The organism is Faecalicatena sp. (assembly GCF_058819085.1).
In genome coordinates, this window is record NZ_JBZUUL010000013.1 from 187,913 (window position 1) to 205,295 (window position 17,383).

At 45.6% G+C, this 17,383-nt stretch carries 15 protein-coding genes; 3 read left to right on the forward strand and 12 right to left on the reverse strand.

All coding sequences use genetic code 11. The features are described from left to right. Window positions 1–110: 110 nt before the first annotated feature. The 5 genes from AC4OGX_RS07105 to AC4OGX_RS07125 all read right to left on the reverse strand — a co-directional run bounded on the left by AC4OGX_RS07105 (window position 111) and on the right by AC4OGX_RS07125 (window position 5,581). Window positions 111–1,445 carry an alanine/glycine:cation symporter family protein gene (locus tag AC4OGX_RS07105; RefSeq protein ID WP_493329419.1) on the reverse strand — a complete coding sequence of 445 codons (1,335 nt, stop codon included), beginning with the start codon at window positions 1,443–1,445 and terminating at the stop codon, window positions 111–113. Window positions 1,446–1,497: 52 nt separating this feature from the next. Continuing rightward, complete coding sequence (locus AC4OGX_RS07110) at window positions 1,498–2,274, reverse strand: ABC transporter permease (RefSeq protein ID WP_493329421.1); 777 nt, start codon at window positions 2,272–2,274, stop codon at window positions 1,498–1,500. Continuing rightward, a complete protein-coding gene (locus AC4OGX_RS07115) occupies window positions 2,267–3,160 on the reverse strand; it encodes an ATP-binding cassette domain-containing protein (RefSeq protein ID WP_493329422.1) in 894 nt (297 codons plus the stop codon). Before AC4OGX_RS07115 ends, AC4OGX_RS07110 begins: the two co-directional genes overlap by 8 nt. A 102-nt stretch (window positions 3,161–3,262) precedes the next feature. After that, window positions 3,263–4,891, reverse strand: a complete 1,629-nt coding sequence (locus tag AC4OGX_RS07120; protein WP_493329423.1) for a sensor histidine kinase — start codon at window positions 4,889–4,891, stop codon at window positions 3,263–3,265. Between the two features lie 3 nt (window positions 4,892–4,894). Beyond that, window positions 4,895–5,581: a response regulator transcription factor gene (locus tag AC4OGX_RS07125; RefSeq protein WP_493329424.1), complete on the reverse strand. Its 687-nt coding sequence runs from the start codon at window positions 5,579–5,581 to the stop codon at window positions 4,895–4,897. Between the two features lie 596 nt (window positions 5,582–6,177). Here AC4OGX_RS07125 and AC4OGX_RS07130 point away from each other — a divergent pair. Beyond that, window positions 6,178–6,834 carry a phage head-tail adapter protein gene (locus AC4OGX_RS07130; RefSeq protein WP_493329425.1) on the forward strand — a complete coding sequence of 219 codons (657 nt, stop codon included), beginning with the start codon at window positions 6,178–6,180 and terminating at the stop codon, window positions 6,832–6,834. A gap of 288 nt (window positions 6,835–7,122) precedes the next feature. Here the strand turns inward: AC4OGX_RS07130 and tnpA are convergent, their stop codons facing one another. Continuing rightward, window positions 7,123–7,578, reverse strand: coding sequence for an IS200/IS605 family transposase (gene tnpA / locus AC4OGX_RS07135; RefSeq protein WP_493329427.1), 456 nt, complete (start codon window positions 7,576–7,578; stop codon window positions 7,123–7,125). Window positions 7,579–7,708: 130 nt separating this feature from the next. Between tnpA and AC4OGX_RS07140 the strand changes: the two genes are divergently transcribed. Further along, complete coding sequence (locus AC4OGX_RS07140) at window positions 7,709–8,050, forward strand: helix-turn-helix domain-containing protein (RefSeq protein WP_493329430.1); 342 nt, start codon at window positions 7,709–7,711, stop codon at window positions 8,048–8,050. A gap of 91 nt (window positions 8,051–8,141) precedes the next feature. Here AC4OGX_RS07140 and AC4OGX_RS07145 read toward each other — a convergent pair whose 3' ends face one another. The 4 genes from AC4OGX_RS07145 to AC4OGX_RS07160 form a co-directional block, all read right to left on the reverse strand. Next, complete coding sequence (locus tag AC4OGX_RS07145; RefSeq protein WP_493329431.1) at window positions 8,142–8,948, reverse strand: DUF5060 domain-containing protein; 807 nt, start codon at window positions 8,946–8,948, stop codon at window positions 8,142–8,144. A gap of 238 nt (window positions 8,949–9,186) precedes the next feature. Next, window positions 9,187–11,037 (reverse strand): ABC transporter ATP-binding protein, encoded by a 1,851-nt coding sequence (locus AC4OGX_RS07150; RefSeq protein WP_493329432.1) that lies wholly within the window; start codon window positions 11,035–11,037, stop codon window positions 9,187–9,189. Continuing rightward, window positions 11,030–13,474, reverse strand: coding sequence for an ABC transporter ATP-binding protein (locus AC4OGX_RS07155; RefSeq protein WP_493329434.1), 2,445 nt, complete (start codon window positions 13,472–13,474; stop codon window positions 11,030–11,032). The genes AC4OGX_RS07150 and AC4OGX_RS07155 overlap by 8 nt, the downstream gene beginning before the upstream one ends. A 33-nt stretch (window positions 13,475–13,507) precedes the next feature. After that, on the reverse strand, window positions 13,508–13,951 hold the full coding sequence (locus tag AC4OGX_RS07160) for a MarR family winged helix-turn-helix transcriptional regulator (protein WP_493329436.1): 444 nt from the start codon (window positions 13,949–13,951) through the stop codon (window positions 13,508–13,510). A 467-nt stretch (window positions 13,952–14,418) separates the two neighbouring features. On the opposite strand from AC4OGX_RS07160, the gene AC4OGX_RS07165 reads away from it, so the two are divergent. Further along, window positions 14,419–15,435: a PD-(D/E)XK nuclease family transposase gene (locus tag AC4OGX_RS07165; protein WP_493329438.1), complete on the forward strand. Its 1,017-nt coding sequence runs from the start codon at window positions 14,419–14,421 to the stop codon at window positions 15,433–15,435. A gap of 127 nt (window positions 15,436–15,562) precedes the next feature. On the opposite strand, the gene deoD is transcribed toward AC4OGX_RS07165, so the two are convergent. Then, a complete protein-coding gene (gene deoD / locus AC4OGX_RS07170; protein WP_493329439.1) occupies window positions 15,563–16,288 on the reverse strand; it encodes a purine-nucleoside phosphorylase in 726 nt (241 codons plus the stop codon). Between the two features lie 15 nt (window positions 16,289–16,303). Then, the gene (gene mtnA / locus AC4OGX_RS07175; RefSeq protein WP_493329440.1) at window positions 16,304–17,371 is read right to left on the reverse strand and encodes an S-methyl-5-thioribose-1-phosphate isomerase; all 1,068 of its coding nucleotides are present in this window, start codon (window positions 17,369–17,371) and stop codon (window positions 16,304–16,306) included. Window positions 17,372–17,383: the final 12 nt, after the last annotated feature.

The following is a 17,383-nucleotide window of genomic DNA, read 5'->3' on the forward strand; positions in this document are numbered from 1 at the left end:
TTGGGAATGAGAGGGACGCCGGAAGGGAGGGGGATGTGAAATCGGTTGGTAAAACAAAATGCTGTGTAACTTTACATGCCGTGTATGTACCTGTAAGTTTTAATCAGAATTCACACCGTTCTATCTCCTTTTCGTGTCTCTCGTATGATCACTTTCCTCAGCATCCAGATACATAGGATGTTTGGGATCGCCATGAAGGAGTTGAACAGGTCGGAGACTGTCCATACGAAATCCAGGGACATGACTGCTCCGAGATATACGGCGGCGATATAGATGATCCGGTAAGACCGGATCTTTTGCGGGCCCCAGAGGTACTGTACCGCGCATTCGCCGTAGTAGCTCCAGCCGATGATCGTGGCAAACGCAAACAGGACCAGGGAGACGGATAACATAAAGCTGCCGTCTACGGGCAGGCCTGCAAAAGCAAGGAAGCAGAGCTGGTCATCTGCCGCTCCCTGATAGATGGAGGGATTTTTCAGCATGCTGCTGACGATGGCAATCCCGGTGACCGCACACATTACCACCGTATCCCAGAAGGGGCCTGTCATGGAGATGATCCCCTGCTTTACCGGTGAACTGGTCCGGGCCGATGCTGCGGCCATAGGAATGGAGCCCAGCCCGGCTTCGTTTGTAAAGAGTCCTTTGGAGATCCCGGTCCGCATTCCGATCATGACTGCTGTTCCGGCGATCCCTCCTGCCACCGGGCGGGAAGAAAAGGCAGATCTGATGATTACTGCCAGAGTTTCGCCCAGATATGCCCTGTTGATCCACAGAAGAAGCAGGCAGCCGCCCATATAGAATACGCTCATAAAGGGAACCAGATATGTACACACTTTGGAAATCTGCTTTGCCCCACCCAGCATCACGATTCCTGCCAGCACCGCCGCAGCCGCACCCACAACCTGCGGAGACACGCTGCAATTTGCTGTAACTGCCGCACAGATCGAATGGGACTGGACGCTGCTGCCCATTCCAAGAGAGGCGAGTATCGTACTGGCCGCAAAGATCACAGCCGCGCTTTTCTGGTGCAGTACCTTTTCCATCACGTACATAGGACCGCCTGTTAAGGAGCCGTCCTGCTTTAGCACCCGGTATTTTACCGAAAGGAAGCACTCTGCATAGCAGGTCGCGATTCCAAACACTCCTGTCACCCAGCACCAGAATACTGCTCCCGGCCCGCCGATCGCTATGGCTGCGGAAATCCCGATGATATTTCCCGTGCCAATGGTCGCAGCCAGAGCGGTCGCCAGCGCAGAAAATGGGGAGATCCCCTCGTTACTTTCCTCGGATTTTGAAAAGCTTAAACGGATCCCCATCGGTATCTTTTTCTGGATAAATCCAAGACGGAATGTAAAATACAAATGGGTACCCAGAAGAACCACCAGCATCGGCATCCCCCATAAGTACCCATAAATAGACTTCATAATGTGTGCAATTGTTTCCATGTCATACTCCGGATTTTGCTTTCCTTCTATATATATGACCGGACTCTCTGTTTTAGACAGATGTAATTTTCCTGTGTTCTCTTCTTACTGCGATCAGAAGGATGATTCCCGAAACCGCTCCCAAAAACAGGAAGGACTGTATCAGCGGTGCAAAATTATAACTTCCTTCTGTCCAGAAATCAATAAAATCCCTGCTGATATAGCTCATCGGCAGGAGGGCCGCGGCTTTTTGTAAAAAGTCGGGCAGCTCATCCACCTGGACGCCCATCATCCCGCACAATACCATGACTCCAAAGTAAACTGCCATCATAATTGCATAAGTAGGACCAAACTTTTTTAAAAGAGAAGCCACACCATGGGCCAGTGCAAAAAAGATTCCGCCCTGTAAAAACAGGCAGATGATCAGTGAAAATGCTGAACCGGGCCTCGGTATTTCCATATCTAAAGATACATAAGCCACGATCGTATACAAGATAAGCCCTGCTGCCATAACCGTAAACTGTGCAATGATTTTAGCAGTCAGCACCGATCTTTCCGGAATTCCAAACAGCTTCATCCTAAGTGGAATTTCCTTTTCCAGCTCCTGCGAATAATTCGAAGAATACCCCAGCAGCACAACTGCCATGGGTATAATCAGGCTCATCGTGATAAATACAGCGGTATTAGCCTGTGAAATTGCAGATTCAGGTACATCTGCCTGTACTGCCTTTGTAATGATAAACAACATCAGAATCGGAAAAAAGATTCCAAACATATATACAAACGGATTCCCCAGCACATTTCGTATTTCATACAGGACCAGCCTCCTGCTACATCTTTTCTTATTCATCTAAGCCGCCTCCGTTTCCATGTTCTCTTGCATACGCCGCCTTTGCATTGATAGACATGATCTCAATATCACTGCTGCTTCGTTTAAAATTCACATTATTTCTGATTAATAGTCCTGCAAGCTCTTCTTCCCCGGCCGTTTCCCGGCAGGCTAATGCGATCAGGTGGGACGGTGCCATAAGTTTGGGATATGGTGCCGTCAGCCTTTCATTTTCTGCATTCGCATCCAGCGTAATGATCGATTTTCCGCAGTACTTCCGAAACAATTCTTCCTTATCACCATAATCTATCACCTTCCCCTGATCCAGAATCAAAAGGCGGTTCGCTAAAAGTTCCAGCTCCTCGTAATAGTGTGACACGATACACAGTGTGTTGTTTTTCCCCTTGTACCAGGCAAGCAGCTTTTCCATCAGACGCTGCCTTGTCTCAAAGTCCAGCCCGGACGTCACCTCATCATAAAAGGTCAGCGGGGCGTCCTGCATCATGACCATAATGATCGTAAGCCTCTGCTTCTGGCCGCCGGAAAGCGACTTGTACTTCTTTTTCAGACATTCTTCAAATTCAAAGTATTCGATCAGCTCCCGCAGTCTCTGGTTCGTCTTAATGCTGGTATCCAGGATCATCTCCAGAATATAACGTACCGGCATGGTGGAGACATAATTATTAAACTGCAGATGCACCGCCATCTCCTGAGGCGTCAGACTGGTCTCGATCCGTCCTTTATAGGAAGTAAGCCCCAGGATCGTCTTCACCAGCGTCGTCTTTCCGGCTCCGTTAGAACCGATGATGCCGATCCTCTCCCCTTCCCTGATCTGCAGAGGGCGGTCGATCTCAAGCGCTTTGAACTTCCCGTAAAAGACCTGCAGATTCTTAATCTCTACTAACATTTTGTATTCTCCTCTCATCCTTGATGATCTTATTCTAACGCTCTCATATGAATTTCATATGAAGATACTGTGCGCCTTGATTGAATGTTTGATCTCCGGTGCCTATAAATGAAGCACCGCAAGGACTCCGCCGGATTTCCTGCCCGGATCTCTTTGCAAACCATGCGGTTCCTCACCCGGCATACTGCCCTGCACATCCCCCTGCACATTTTCTATGGTAAGCTGATGCCCCAGCACCTCGCAGTAATAGGCCGCCACATAGAGACCCAGCCCCTTCCCTTTTTCCCTGCTGCTGCCGCTGACAAAAGGCTCATAGACATGCGGGAGAAGGCTTTCCTCAATGTATGCCCCTTCATTAAAGATACGCACATCTTTCTCACCCACTTCCATGAAGATCCTGCTGCCTGCCGGTGTATAGGACACTGCATTGGAAAACAGGTTATCCAGAATCTTTTTTAACAATTCCCTGTCGCTTACCACACGACATGGCCTCTCTGTTTTTTCCAGCTTAAGCTGCTTTGCATCCATCTGAACTGCATAAGCAGAAGCAATTTCTTCCACCAGGGCATTCATTTCCACAGGCTCCAGCTCAAGATGCTCTGTACAATGGTTCAGATATAGAATATCCTCCACGATTTTCCGCATGGCCTGCAGCTGTTCCTTCACCTGCGGCAGATAGGTCTTTGTATCTTTATATTTCCCGACCTCCTGTATCATCCCGTCAATCAGAAGAAGGGCAGCCGTAACGGGTGTCTTGAGCTGATGGGAAGAAGCCCTGAGGAATACCTCCTGGCGCTTATTCTCCTGTTTCAGCCGTTCGTTCTTTTCTTCCAGCTTCTCATAGTTTTCCTTTAATCTGGCATAAAGCTCATTTAACGAACGGCCCAGCTCTCCGATCTCATCCTTTTCCCTGATCTCAAAAGGAGCAACATCCAGATTCCCGGCTGACCGGATCTCCTGCGCATAACGGGAGAGACGGATGACCGGATTCACAATTTTCCTGGAAAAATACTGGGAGCAGATCATTACGATCAAAAATAATACCGCTGCGATCATCGGCACACTCCCCAGGACGATTGGTTTGATCTCCTTCATCTGCGGAGTCATGACCGGAAGGAAAGAAAGGACAAGCGAGCCCTCACTTTTTCCCATGGCAATATACGTCGTATACTGGTTGGTTTCATCTGCGACTCCTCCCTCGAACACGTAAATGTCATCCTTCATTACATGAACTTTTCCATCCCCGTCTTCCTGAAACTGTCCGGCATCACTATCGACCTCCACGTCCACATCCACAGGCGCCTTTTCATTCAGCACTGAAGTTTGTCCAAACCCCTCTTTTATAAGATCCCAGTCGATCTTCTCAAACTTCTCTTTATCTAAATGTTCCATATCCTGAAAACAGTCCCGTATCTGAGTAAGAAATTTCTTAAGTTTTTCATCCCGGACCGTAATCACAGCCCGAAATCCTTTTCCCGCCACATACACTTCCTCACCCGACACAGGGATCTCCAGAGTAGCCGAGCCGGTTGGGTTCTGAATGGTAAGCCCGTCGTAGCTGCGGTTCTTCATATATCCCTTCTCCACCTCCACAACGGATTTTAAATTCTCTTTCTTCCGATAGTCCACATACAAAGATGGCAGCATCGTCACAAAGTATATCACGATCAGGCCAATCAGCAGCGTTGATATCCCGATACTATAAAGAAATGTCTTCCTGGACAGCTTCATCTCTTATCCCTCCTGTCTGAACTGATAACCAACACCGATCACCGTCTTGATAAAATTCCCCGGCAGCTTTTTCCTTAAGTTCTTTACGTGTGCATCGATAATCCGGTCGTTTCCAATATAATCCTCATTAAAAATGCGCAGAATCAGCTGTTCCCGTGTGAACACCCGCCGCGGCTCTTCATATAATGTCTGCAGAAGTAAAAACTCACTTAACGTCAGCTCCAGAGCCTCCCCGTCAAAATGAGCCTGATAGCCTTCCCGGTCGATCCAGAGACCCTTATGCACCGCCTGTACTGCTTTCGTCTCAAGGGGTCTGACCCTTCTGAAAATCGTCTCCATCCGTTTCAGGAGGATGATAGGGGACACCGGTTTTACTACATAATCATCCGCATATTCATTAAATGCCTGCACCTGTGTCTGTTCATCTCCCAGAGCTGTCAGCATGATCACCGCCATCTCCGGAAAACGCTCACGAATCACTCTTAAGACCTCAAGCCCGCTGATCTTCGGAACCATAATATCAAGCACCGCCATGTCAAATGGCATATCTATTTCTTCCCCATCAAGCGCCGTAATCGCTTCCTCCCCGTCAGAGACAAGTGTCACGTCATAATCCTGCATCTTCATATATTCGGCAAGGACCTCCTGGATCACAGGCTCATCCTCTAAAAATAGAATTCGTTTTCTCACGATAAAAACCTCCCACTGTTATTTTTCTATTATAACAAATCTGTATGAATTTCAGATGAATTTGCGGTATAAAATCACATTCGGATTAACATGGTGCATTATGCATCAGCTTTTCCATTTGTCATTACGAATCTATCTAACAACGTTCTTATATGCTATACTTACTTTAGGAACCGAAGGGGCGATATTTAGCCACCTACTCAAACGAGAAAGTGGCTGATGCTTATGTATGTTACATGGAGTGATTTATTCACTTTTGTGATAATGCTAATCGCTATAATAACCCTTGTCAGAAATGATAAGCATAAAAAATAGTAAATATTTGGCGGTTATAAAATCCTTTTTTCAGCCGGAAAGGCCTATTAAATCAGCATTTCTGCTATGTGAGAAGCTGTCCTGCAACGGGTAAAATGGTGCCCTAATGGTGCCCAAGAGAACAAACAAGGTTATGAACAGTAGCATGAAGTAATGAAACGAAATAAGAGGTTTGACATTTCCATACGCTCATATTAAAATAAAAAAACTAGTTATGGATTTGTACGCCTTAGGCTTATAAGACGCACTCGACAAATTGGAAGTTGTAAAGGGAATAGAATATGAATAAAGAATGGTCTGAACTTAATAAAACAATGCAGGCACAAATAAAAAAGAAAGATACTTATAAGACGGGCATTGATACTTTAATTAGTTTACGAAGTCAGTTAATGCAAACTTTAGTATCTTTCAAAGAGGAATTATGCAGAGAAGATTTTAACGCAATCCCTTTCATAAACGCTGATGGCTATCATAGTAAGACGATTGCTTATTCTATTTGGCATATTTTCCGCATTGAGGATATAGTTGTGCATACAGTGATAAATGAAGATGACCAAGTATTTTTTGCAGGCAATTATCAAGAGCGTATCAATTCACCTATCATTACAACGGGAAATGAACTCATTAAACAGCAGATTGCAGACTTTTCAAAACAGCTTAATCTGGAAGAATTATATTCATATATTTTTGAAGTACGTGAAAACACTGAGAAAATGCTTGAACGGTTATCTTATGACGAATCGAAAAGAAAAATACCAGAAGAAAGAAAAGGATATTTGAAATCGTTGAATGTAGTAAACGACAATGAAAAAGCAATTTGGCTGATTGATTATTGGTGTAATAAAGATATTCGTGGACTAATTCAAATGCCGTTTTCAAGACATTGGATTATGCACACAGAAGCCTGTCTTCGTATAAAGAACAAGATACATTCATAAGCAAAAATTTCAGTTTGTAGGGTTGATTTAACTACGCCTTATTGGAATAAGGCGTACTCCCTTTTAATAGTGGCAAGCAGGGCACAACGGTACACACCGTTGTGCATTTGCCCATTTTCCGCTATGCGAAAACTGTTCAAACCGCTTGTTGGGGCCGCGCCTCAAGGCGCTGACTTTCTCTTTATTGCCATGGGAAGCCTGCCCTTTGCAGCCTTCTCATGGCTCCGTTCAAGCCACATTGCTATTGACTCGTCACTGCCCCTAAAGGGGCGTTCGTACTACTTAGCCTTAACCCTTAAAAGGGTCTTCATATTCCTTTACACTAAGTTTATCCTGCATGATATCCGCTTTTTCCTGATCTTGTATATACTTCTTTATCGTGGCTTCATTTAAGCCAACTGTACTAACATAATATCCTTCTGACCCAAAATGACGATTTCCAAACTTGCACTTCAAATTTGCGTGTCTATTAAACATCATTAGTGCACTCTTTCCCTTTAAATATCCCATGAATGAAGATATACTAATCTTCGGCGGTATGCTGACTAACATATGCACATGATCAGGCATAAGATGTCCTTCTAATATCTCCACACCTTTATAGCTACACAACTGCTTTAAAATATCCCGCAAATCGGTTTTATATTGATTATAAATCATTTTTCGTCTATACTTTGGGGTGAAGATGATGTGATATTTACACATCCACTTCGTATGTGCAAGTGAATTCGTTTGCTTTGCCATAAAATCACCTTTCCTTTCTCTAATAGTGGCCTGAACACCTCTATTATAATGGAAAGGTGATTTTTTGTATAACAAACGCCGCGCACCCGCATAGCGGGTGGTTTATATTTCGCACGTTTCCGTTTCTCTGATGAGAAACTCCAACGTACTCAACAGGGCCTATCCGGCCCACAATTACATTGAGCTGAACTTAAGCCGCCAACTCAATCTAAAAATACTGGCAGAGTATAGTCATGTCACCCCGCCTTACCTGTCCAAGACTTTTAAAAAAGAGGTAGGGATCACCGTCACTGATTACATTACCAGCACCCGGATCCACAGCTCCTTAAGGCTTCTGACCACCACGAATCTATCCATTCAGGAAGTGGCTTTTTACGTCGGAATGGAAGATTATAACTATTACACAAAGATCTTCAAAAAAATGATGGGATGTCCGCCCAGCGAATATCGAAGGAACCTTCAAAAAGAGTAGAGGAAGGGAAAGAAGATTCGAAAAACGGTTATGAAAACAATGAGTACGAAAAATTTAAAGAACATTTTATGTGAAACCATTGAAGAAAAAATCAGTTCCAACCCCATTTCGGAAAGTTATGATACACATCTGACATATATGCTTGAAAACTACTATTTTCATGGGGATAAATATATGCGTACGCTGCATGATTCTTTGTATCTGACCGGCTGGCATACCAGGTCCGACTGCATACAGGAGGTCTTTCATGCGTATTGCTCGGCTTGTCAAACTGCCGGAACATTTCCACATTAAACTGATAACAGTCAAAATCCGTAATATCAGCAACGTCCGTCTCTGTATGAAACGGAAGCATCATGGATTTTTTCCTCCGCTTTGGGTCAATTCCTCTCTCCTGCCCCCGTACATAGGGGTATTGCTCCGGCTCCGTTTCATTAAAAAGATAGAACTTTGGAAAAATACAAAACCGGATCTTATTAAATCCGCTTGCAGACAAGGTTTTTAATGTCTGTTCCCGGAGTTCTTCCGTCTGATGTACCCAGGCATAGCAGGTGGTGCCAAATGAATAATGCGGTGTTCCGTCTGCATATGCCAGATAGGTTTGATCAAATACCTGAACCATCCCGTGGTTCTTTTCATTTACCGGTTTCGTTACTTCGATCTCTCCCTCGTAGGAAATATCGGAAAAACTTCCAAATACCCGATAGGAATATGTACCGGTCTCTTCCGGCATGAAACGCACCTTATAGATTCCATCCCCATCATAGAATCCCCGTATCTCTTTCCTCTTGTCTTTCTTTACAAATTCCGCACAGATCTCATAATCCGTAAATGGATTTCCTTCGCTCTTTCCCGCAAAACTCAACTCCAGCATTTCCCATTGTTCAAGTTTCTCCATACTGCTTTCCTCCCGTTTAATTTCTTCTGTATCGTATCATAACACAACTTTTTACCGGTCTTCTCTGCTCTATCCCGTCAGAATATAAAAATATACTTACCAAACCCGACTAATGTGCTGACTTATAAAATTGTATCTGGATTCCATACTGCAAAAAACACCATGGCAGAAAGGAGAATTTTGCTTTCCCTTCCGACATGGTGTTTTTCGTCAGCAAATCTTAGTAAACGGTCAGCCCTTACGCTGAAACCGCTGATGTTTTCTCAAACTGTGAGTTATACAGATCCGCATAGAACCCGTTCTTTTCGATCAGTTCATCATGGTTACCCATCTCGACGATATCTCCGTCCTTCATAACCAGGATCAGATCTGCATCCCTGATAGTAGAAAGTCTGTGTGCAATGACGAAGCTGGTCCGTCCCTTCATCAGGGTGTCCATTGCCTTCTGGATCTGGATCTCGGTTCTTGTATCGACAGAGCTTGTGGCCTCATCCAGGATCAGGATCTTCGGATCTGCCAGGATCGCCCTTGCAATGGTGAGCAGCTGTTTCTGGCCCTGGGAGACATTGCTTGCCTCTTCATTCAGTTCCATATCATAGCCGCCCGGAAGGGTCTGCACAAACCTGTGCACACGTGCCGCCTTTGCTGCCTCGATGACTTCCTCGTCCGTAGCATCCAGTTTTCCGTACCGGATGTTATCCCGGATGCTTCCGTGGAACAGCCAGGTATCCTGGAGTACCATACCGAACATCTGTCTTAGCTCACTTCGGTTGAAGTCTTTGACATCGTGTCCGTCGATCAGGATCGCCCCTGAATTCACATCATAGAAGCGCATGAGCAGCTTGATCATCGTCGTCTTTCCTGCTCCCGTCGGACCGACGATCGCAATCTTCTGTCCTTCCTTTACTTTAGCAGAGAAATCATTGATGATGATCTTATCCGGATGATATCCAAAGTGTACATGGTCGAATTCCACATTTCCCTGCAGTCCATCTACAGATACCGGATTCTCGACCGTCTGATCCTCTTCCTCTTCTTCCAGGAATTCGAATACACGCTCGGATGCCGCTGCCGTAGACTGGAGCATATTTGCCACCTGTGCGATCTGCTGGATCGGCTGGGTAAAGTTACGCACATACTGGATAAAGGACTGAATATCTCCGACCTCAATGGCATCTTTGATCACCAGGTATCCTCCCAGGATCGCCACTGCAACATATCCTAAGTTCCCGACAAACTGCATGATCGGCATCATCATACCGGAAATAAACTGAGACTTCCATGCAGATTCATATAGCTTATTATTCATATCGTTGAATTCGGTGATCACATCTTTTTCTTTATTAAATGCTTTCACGATATTGTGTCCGCCGTAGACCTCTTCCACCTGTCCGTTTACATGCCCCAGGTATTCCTGCTGTCCCCGGAAATACTTCTGGGAACGCTTCATAATGACAGAGATCAGGCCCACCGAAACCGGCAGGATCAAAAGTGCTACCACAGTCATCAACGGGCTGATGGAAAGCATCATCACCAGGACACCGATCAGCGTAGTGACGGAAGTGATCATCTGTGTCGCACTCTGGTTCAGGCTCTGGCCTAGAGTATCGATATCATTGGTCACACGGGAAAGCACTTCACCATGCGTCTTTGTATCGAAATAGTTCATTGGCATACGGTTGATCTTCTGAGAAATCTCTTTTCTCAGCCGGTACGTCATTTTCTGGGAGATACCGGTCATGATGAATCCCTGTACAAATGAGAACAATGCACTCACCACATACAGTCCCAGTGTAAACAGAAGGATCTTTCCGATCTTTTCAAAGTCCATTCCGTCTCCGCCTGAAACCTTGCTCACCAGGCCGTTAAAGATCTCCGTAGTCGCTTTACCAAGGATCTTCGGACCTACGATATTGAAGATCGTACCGCCCACAGCAAAAATAAGGACGAAAAACAGCTGAAACTTATATGCACTCATGTAACCGACCAGTTTTTTCATTGTCCCCTTTAAATCCTTCGGTTTCTCACCGGGTGCCATTCCCTTCATCGGGCCGTGGCCGCCCATACCTCTTCTTGGACCTTTACTCATGGCTGTTCTCCTCCTTTCCTTCCATATCTGCTTTTAACTCTTCTTCTGACAGCTGGGATGCCGCGATCTGCTGATAAACTTCGCAGTTCTTAAGCAGCTCCTTGTGTGTTCCGATTCCTGCCACCTCACCGTCATCCAGAACGATGATCTGTTCTGCATGTAAAATCGTACTGATACGCTGTGCAACGATCAGAACCGTACTGTCTGCTGTATTTTCCTTGAGTGCACGCCGCAGTGTGACATCCGTCTTATAATCCAGCGCGGAAAAGCTGTCATCAAAGATGAAGATATCCGGATGCTTTGCGATCGCCCTCGCGATAGATAATCTCTGTTTCTGTCCGCCGGATACGTTGGAACCGCCCTGTGAAATGCTGCTCTCGTATCTGTCCGGCTTCGCATCAATAAACTCTGTCGCCTGTGCGATTCTGGCAGCCTCGATCATCTCTTCATCAGATCCTTCCGGGTTTCCAAACATGATATTTGAAGCAATGTCTCCTGAGAAGAGAACTCCCTTCTGCGGAACATAGCCAAGCTTCTCCCTTAGTTCATGCTGGGTAAGGTTACGGATATCTATGCCGTCCAGAGTAATCTCACCTTCTGTCACGTCATAAAATCTCGGGATCAGGTTCACCAGCGTGGACTTACCGCTTCCGGTACTTCCGATGATCGCCGTTGTCTCACCCGGACGGGCCTCAAATGTAATATCGTGAAGGACATCCTCGCTTGCTCCCGGATAGCGGAAGGAAACATGATCAAACTTCAAGACTCCGTCCACTTTTTCTGCCAGGCGTTTTGGCTCCTTCGGATCGTGGATCATGGTCTCACTCTTTAAGACTTCATCCACACGGTCTGCAGAAACAGCAGCTCTCGGTAACATGATCGAGATCATGCACAGCATCAGGAAGCTAAAGATGATCTGCATCGTATACTGGATAAATGCCATCATATCTCCGACCTGCATCTGTCCGTCGCTGATACCATGTGCCCCGGTCCAGACGATCAATACAGAGATTCCATTCATAATGACCATCATAACAGGCATCATGAAGGTCATGGCACGGTTTACAAATAAGTTGGTACGAGTCAGATCTCTGTTTGCCTGATCAAACCGTTCCTCCTCATGCTTCTCTGTACTAAAAGCACGGATAACAGATAAACCGGTCAGGATCTCTCTTGTAACCAGGTTCAATTTATCAACCAACTTCTGCAGGATCTTAAACTTCGGCATTGCTACGGTAAACAGTACCAGAATAACAAGACCGATCAGAAGTACTGCCAGACCGATGATCCAGGACATAGATACGTTGGTCTGGAATACCTTGTAGATTCCGCCCGCAGCCATGATCGGCGCATATAATACCATACGCAGCAGCATGACGATCAGCATCTGAATCTGCTGGATATCGTTTGTACTCCTTGTGATCAGAGAAGCCGTTGAGAAATGGTCAAACTCATTATTGGAGAATCCCACAACCTTTCTAAAAACCTGCCCTCTTAAGTCGCGTCCTGCCGATGCACCAACACGGGATGCCATGAATCCGACCAGAACACTTGCTGCCATTCCCAAAAATGCCAGTGCCAGCATCTTCCCTCCGGTCGCCAGAATGTAAGAATTCTGGATATGGTCAGTATCTACCTTGAGATTACTGTAAGCCCCCTTGATATAGATCGTAGCTGCCTGCTCAACCATCGTCTCAGGCATATCCCCCATCTGTTCGCTCATCTTATCAATGACCTCAGAGCGTTGTTCCTCCGGGATCATCCCAAACAATTCGAAGATATCGGCATCGTCAATCTTCTTTAACTGTTCATCGATCTTCATCTGAGCTTCTTCCTGCATCTTCTGGGCTGCCTCTTCCTGCTGTGCCTGCAGCTGCGCAGCCATGGCCGGATTGGCAGCTATTACAGCCTTCTGCTCATCTGTCATCTCTCCTGCGGCATCTGCCATCTGCTGTTTCGCCGCCTCCATCTGCTCATCTGCCGATTTCTGGATTGCAGACTTCATATTTTCCTTCATGGAATCTTCCATCTGCTTTGTAGTATCGTCTCCAGACTCTATGCCGGATACAAAGAGCATTGGTTTTCCGAGGATCTCAGCGACTTTTTCTGTCTTTTTCTCATCCTCTTTTACCTTCTCCCTCAGTACATATACAGCCCCGTCGTAATCGTAGCCTGTATCCTTTTTCTTTAATTCATAAGCATCCTTCACTATCTTCGTATCGTTTCCGCTTACGAATAAAAGCAGCTTATCCATGTCCTTCTGCGTGACCGCATCCGGTATGGACTCACTGATACCGCCCTGCTGGATCCCGACATTGACAATGTCAGAAGTATACGAAGGCAGCGACAAGTCGCAGTACGCCTGAACGATGAGAACTGCCAGGATCGCAATCATTGCTTTCCAGTACATTCCCATATACTTGAATAATTTTTTCATAAATCCCTATCCTTTCCTTATAATCTTCAAAGGTTACTCTACTGTCATCTCTGTGAGATTATCCCTCATCTGAAGCAGAAGACGTCTCAATAACATCTTTTCCTCCTGGCTCATCCCCTTAAACATTCCTGCATCCATTTCTATTGCTACAGTTTTAATATTCTCAAGACAGGCATTCCCCTTCTCTGTGATGCTCAGTCTCATAATCCTCTGATCCTTCTCATCGGATCTGCGCCTGATGTACCCCTGCTTCTCCATCTTCTGGATGGCAGCAGTAATTGACGGCGGCGTCACGTTCATATGCTTTGCCATCTCCCTCTGGGAAAGCTCACCGGCATGATTGAGCATAAATAGGATTCCGGCCTGCCCCGGCTTTAGATCAAACTTTTCAAATAACTGTGTTGCCTTCTTCATGCTCAGATGCATGATCTGCCCCATAATACCGACGGTAGGAATCTGTCCCATGTCACAATTCATCCTTAACACTCCTTTCCTTCGTAGTCCGCGGAGCACCTCTCTTCCATTGTGATCGGAGTCCGCTCCCATTGAAAGGGATATCCACGCGTATCACAATTAGTTAGATGCCTAACGGTTATTTTAGTAGTATTATATAAAAAAGTCAACATAAAGTGTTTAATTTCACAGTTTTTTAATAATTTCTTCCAAAAAACAATTAAATATCTAATAAATTATATTCTTCACATGTGCAGGCATAGTTTATGCATAAATAAACTGATCACGTATGAGCAAGAATTAAATTTTGATAAACAATCCCATGGCAGTCTTGACTGCCCAATTGCTGGTATGTTATCCTGAATCTATCTTAAATGGAGAGCGTTCAAGCTATTTTCAATCCATGAGAGTTCTATTTTATTTCGGTACTTCACTTTCGAAGAGAAATCCGTATTTAAAACAGTCAAAATTTACAAAGGAGGAGCATGCCTATGGCAAAAGAACTAAGTAATTATTTTCCAATGATTCAAAGCAGAAAGGAGGTATTGGAGGAGATCCGGTCGAAAGAGGAACTGCAGAATATATTTGAATTATGGGAGAAAGAACAACAGGAAGAATTCCTGGATTTCTGTACAGGTGCAAAAGGTGTGAAAATACTGTACGATTCATTTTTCAAGGAGGTCTTCAGCCCGGAATATCATCCACAGAGACTGGAAAGACTGCTTTCCCTGCTGCTTGGGAAAGCGGTGAAAATCCAGCAGATCCTGCCCAACGATTCTGTACGGATCGCAGATGAACAAAGCCTTTTAGTCACGGATATGCTGGTGGAATTGGAGGACGGCAGTCTGGCAAATGTGGAGGTGCAGAAGATCGGATACGCATTTCCGGGGCAGCGGGTTGCCTGCTACTCGGCAGATACCCTTTTGAGACAATACAAGCGGGTGAAAAGCAGGCGGCGAAAAAAGTTTACATACCGAGATATCAAAACAGTATATACCATTGTCTTCTTTGAAAAAAGCACTCAGGAGTTTCATAAGATAAAGGATCACTACATTCATAAGTCGAAACAGATGTTTGATACAGGGCTCGAGCTGGAAACATTACAGGAGTATGTTTTAATAACGCTTGACATCTTTCAGGAAAACATGCACAATAAAAATATAGAAGATGAGTTGGATGCATGGCTGTCTTTTATGGCGTTTGATGAGCCCAAGCGGATTATCTCACTGATCGAATCATATCCGCAGTTTAAAGCCATGTATGAAGATATCTACAGCCTATGTCGAAATATTGAAGGGGTGATGGAGATGTATTCCAAAGAACTGGCAGAACTCGATAGAAATACCGTGCAGTATATGATAGAAGAACAGGAAAAGCGGATTAAAGAACAGGCGGAGGAACTGAAGAAACAGGCGGTGGAGCTTGATCAGAAGAATGAAATTCTAACTACACAGGCGGAGGAAATTGCTGAACTAAAGAAGCGGCTGGCGGAGCTGACCAGTAAATAGCTCCCGATACAAAACGAAGCATATCCCAAAGGAAATCGTAATATGAAAAACACGAGCTTCCATGGGATATGCTTATTTTGTGGCAGAATCCAAGTGCAGTAACTCTGCTGTAAATATCGATCTGAGTCTATATCACTGACTGTGCTGTCTCTAACGCTACAGACATCATATCTCTAAAGGACTCCTGGCGCTCCAATGCGGTCAGAGCCTCATGGGTGACTAATTGATCGGAAATCGTCACCATACCCAGTGCCTTTTTTCCATAAACAGCGGCGGTAAGGTACAGGGCGGCAATTTCCATGTCCACAGCCAATACACCCAGCTTCGCCAGCTTTTGGTTGAAATCAGCCTGAGGATGGTAAAAATAATCACTGGTGCAGACAGTTCCCACACGGCAGGCGATTTTCTTTTCCCCGGCTGCCTGCACGGCGGCGGCAAGCAGCGGATAGTCAGCCGCAGGTGCCAGCGTGCAGGGGATATCCAGGGCCTTTGGCATACCGGAGTCCGTGGCGCAGGACATGGCAATGACAAGATCACCCAGTTCAATATCCGGTTGGATCGCTCCTGCAGAACCAATACGGATAATACACTCCACATCAAACTGTGAAAACAGCTCTGTTGCGTAAATGCTCATGGACGGGCATCCCATGCCGTGTCCCATAACGGACAGCATCTTGCCCTTGTAGGTGCCGGTATAACCCAGCATGTTGCGCACCGTGTTAAAGCATACGGGGTTTTCCAGGTAATTTTCCGCGATAAACTTAGCACGTAAAGGATCTCCTGGCATAATCACGGTTTTGGCGATCTCAGCGTCTTGTACATGGATCGAAGCGGATATCGATTGTTTATTCATAAATCTCTTCCTTTCTTAGTCAAATAATGTGCGCAGGCTTTCGGAATAAGGCGGATAGCAGATGCCCTTTTCCGTGATGATGGCTGTGATCATGCTGTGATCTGTTACGTCAAAGGCCGGATTGTAACACTTGACCTCAGACGGAGCTTTTGGTTCCACATAGAATTTTTCTCTGATTTCCTCGGGGTCGCGCAATTCAATCTCAATATCGTCACCGGAAGCACAATTCATATCGATGGTGGATGTAGGACCAAGCACATAAAAAGGAATGCCATAGTGTTTGGCTAAAATTGCCACGCCGCTTGTACCGATTTTATTGGCGGTATCGCCGTTGGCAGCTACGCGGTCACAGCCCACGAAGCAGGCCTGTATCCAGCCGTTTTTCATGACGATGGATGCCATATTGTCGCAGATCAGCGTGACGTCCACCCCAGCCTTTTGCAGTTCAAACGCAGTCAGCCGTGCGCCTTGCAGAAGGGGACGGGTTTCATCGGCAAAGACCTTAAAATGAAGACCGCGTTCATGGCCCAGCAGCATAGGACCAATGGCCGTACCGTAGCGTGATGTAGCCAATGGACCAGCATTACAGTGTGTCAGAATACCATCGCCGTCTTTGAGCACTTTCAGACCATTTTCAGAGATGGCCGTACACATGGCGATGTCTTCCTCCTGAATCGCCAGACTTTCCCTCTCCAAAAGCGTAAGGATCTCGGGAATGGATTTTTGTGAGCCGGATCTGACAACACCGTTCATTCGGCGAAGCGCCCAGTCCAGGTTGACAGCAGTAGGTCGTGCGGAATTCAGATATTCCGTGTTTTTGTAAAATATCTGTGAGAATACTTCATAATCTGTTGTTTCAATTTGTCTGGCCAGCACATAGCTTGCAAAACCCGCAAAAATACCGATGGCCGGCGCCCCACGCACCCGGAGCTTGACAATGGCTTCATACAAATCCTCAGCTTTTGATAAGGTAATGTACGAAAGTTTGTTTGGAAGCAGTGTCTGGTCAATGATGACAACGCTGTTTTTATCCGCGGACAAAGCAACATTGTCCAGTTTTTCGATGCAATTTGTTGTATTCATATGTATCATCCT

Coding starts and splice junctions, on each gene's coding strand:
- AC4OGX_RS07140 (WP_493329430.1), top strand. CDS start 7,709: ATGAGAAACTCCAACGTACTCAACAGGGCCTATCCGGCCCACAATTAC.
- tnpA (WP_493329427.1), bottom strand. CDS start 7,578: ATGGCAAAGCAAACGAATTCACTTGCACATACGAAGTGGATGTGTAAA.
- AC4OGX_RS07120 (WP_493329423.1), bottom strand. CDS start 4,891: ATGAAGCTGTCCAGGAAGACATTTCTTTATAGTATCGGGATATCAACG.
- AC4OGX_RS07155 (WP_493329434.1), bottom strand. CDS start 13,474: ATGAAAAAATTATTCAAGTATATGGGAATGTACTGGAAAGCAATGATT.
- AC4OGX_RS07150 (WP_493329432.1), bottom strand. CDS start 11,037: ATGAGTAAAGGTCCAAGAAGAGGTATGGGCGGCCACGGCCCGATGAAG.
- AC4OGX_RS07115 (WP_493329422.1), bottom strand. CDS start 3,160: ATGTTAGTAGAGATTAAGAATCTGCAGGTCTTTTACGGGAAGTTCAAA.
- AC4OGX_RS07145 (WP_493329431.1), bottom strand. CDS start 8,948: ATGGAGAAACTTGAACAATGGGAAATGCTGGAGTTGAGTTTTGCGGGA.
- AC4OGX_RS07110 (WP_493329421.1), bottom strand. CDS start 2,274: ATGAATAAGAAAAGATGTAGCAGGAGGCTGGTCCTGTATGAAATACGA.
- AC4OGX_RS07160 (WP_493329436.1), bottom strand. CDS start 13,951: ATGAATTGTGACATGGGACAGATTCCTACCGTCGGTATTATGGGGCAG.
- AC4OGX_RS07165 (WP_493329438.1), top strand. CDS start 14,419: ATGGCAAAAGAACTAAGTAATTATTTTCCAATGATTCAAAGCAGAAAG.
- mtnA (WP_493329440.1), bottom strand. CDS start 17,371: ATGAATACAACAAATTGCATCGAAAAACTGGACAATGTTGCTTTGTCC.
- AC4OGX_RS07105 (WP_493329419.1), bottom strand. CDS start 1,445: ATGGAAACAATTGCACACATTATGAAGTCTATTTATGGGTACTTATGG.
- AC4OGX_RS07130 (WP_493329425.1), top strand. CDS start 6,178: ATGAATAAAGAATGGTCTGAACTTAATAAAACAATGCAGGCACAAATA.
- deoD (WP_493329439.1), bottom strand. CDS start 16,288: ATGAATAAACAATCGATATCCGCTTCGATCCATGTACAAGACGCTGAG.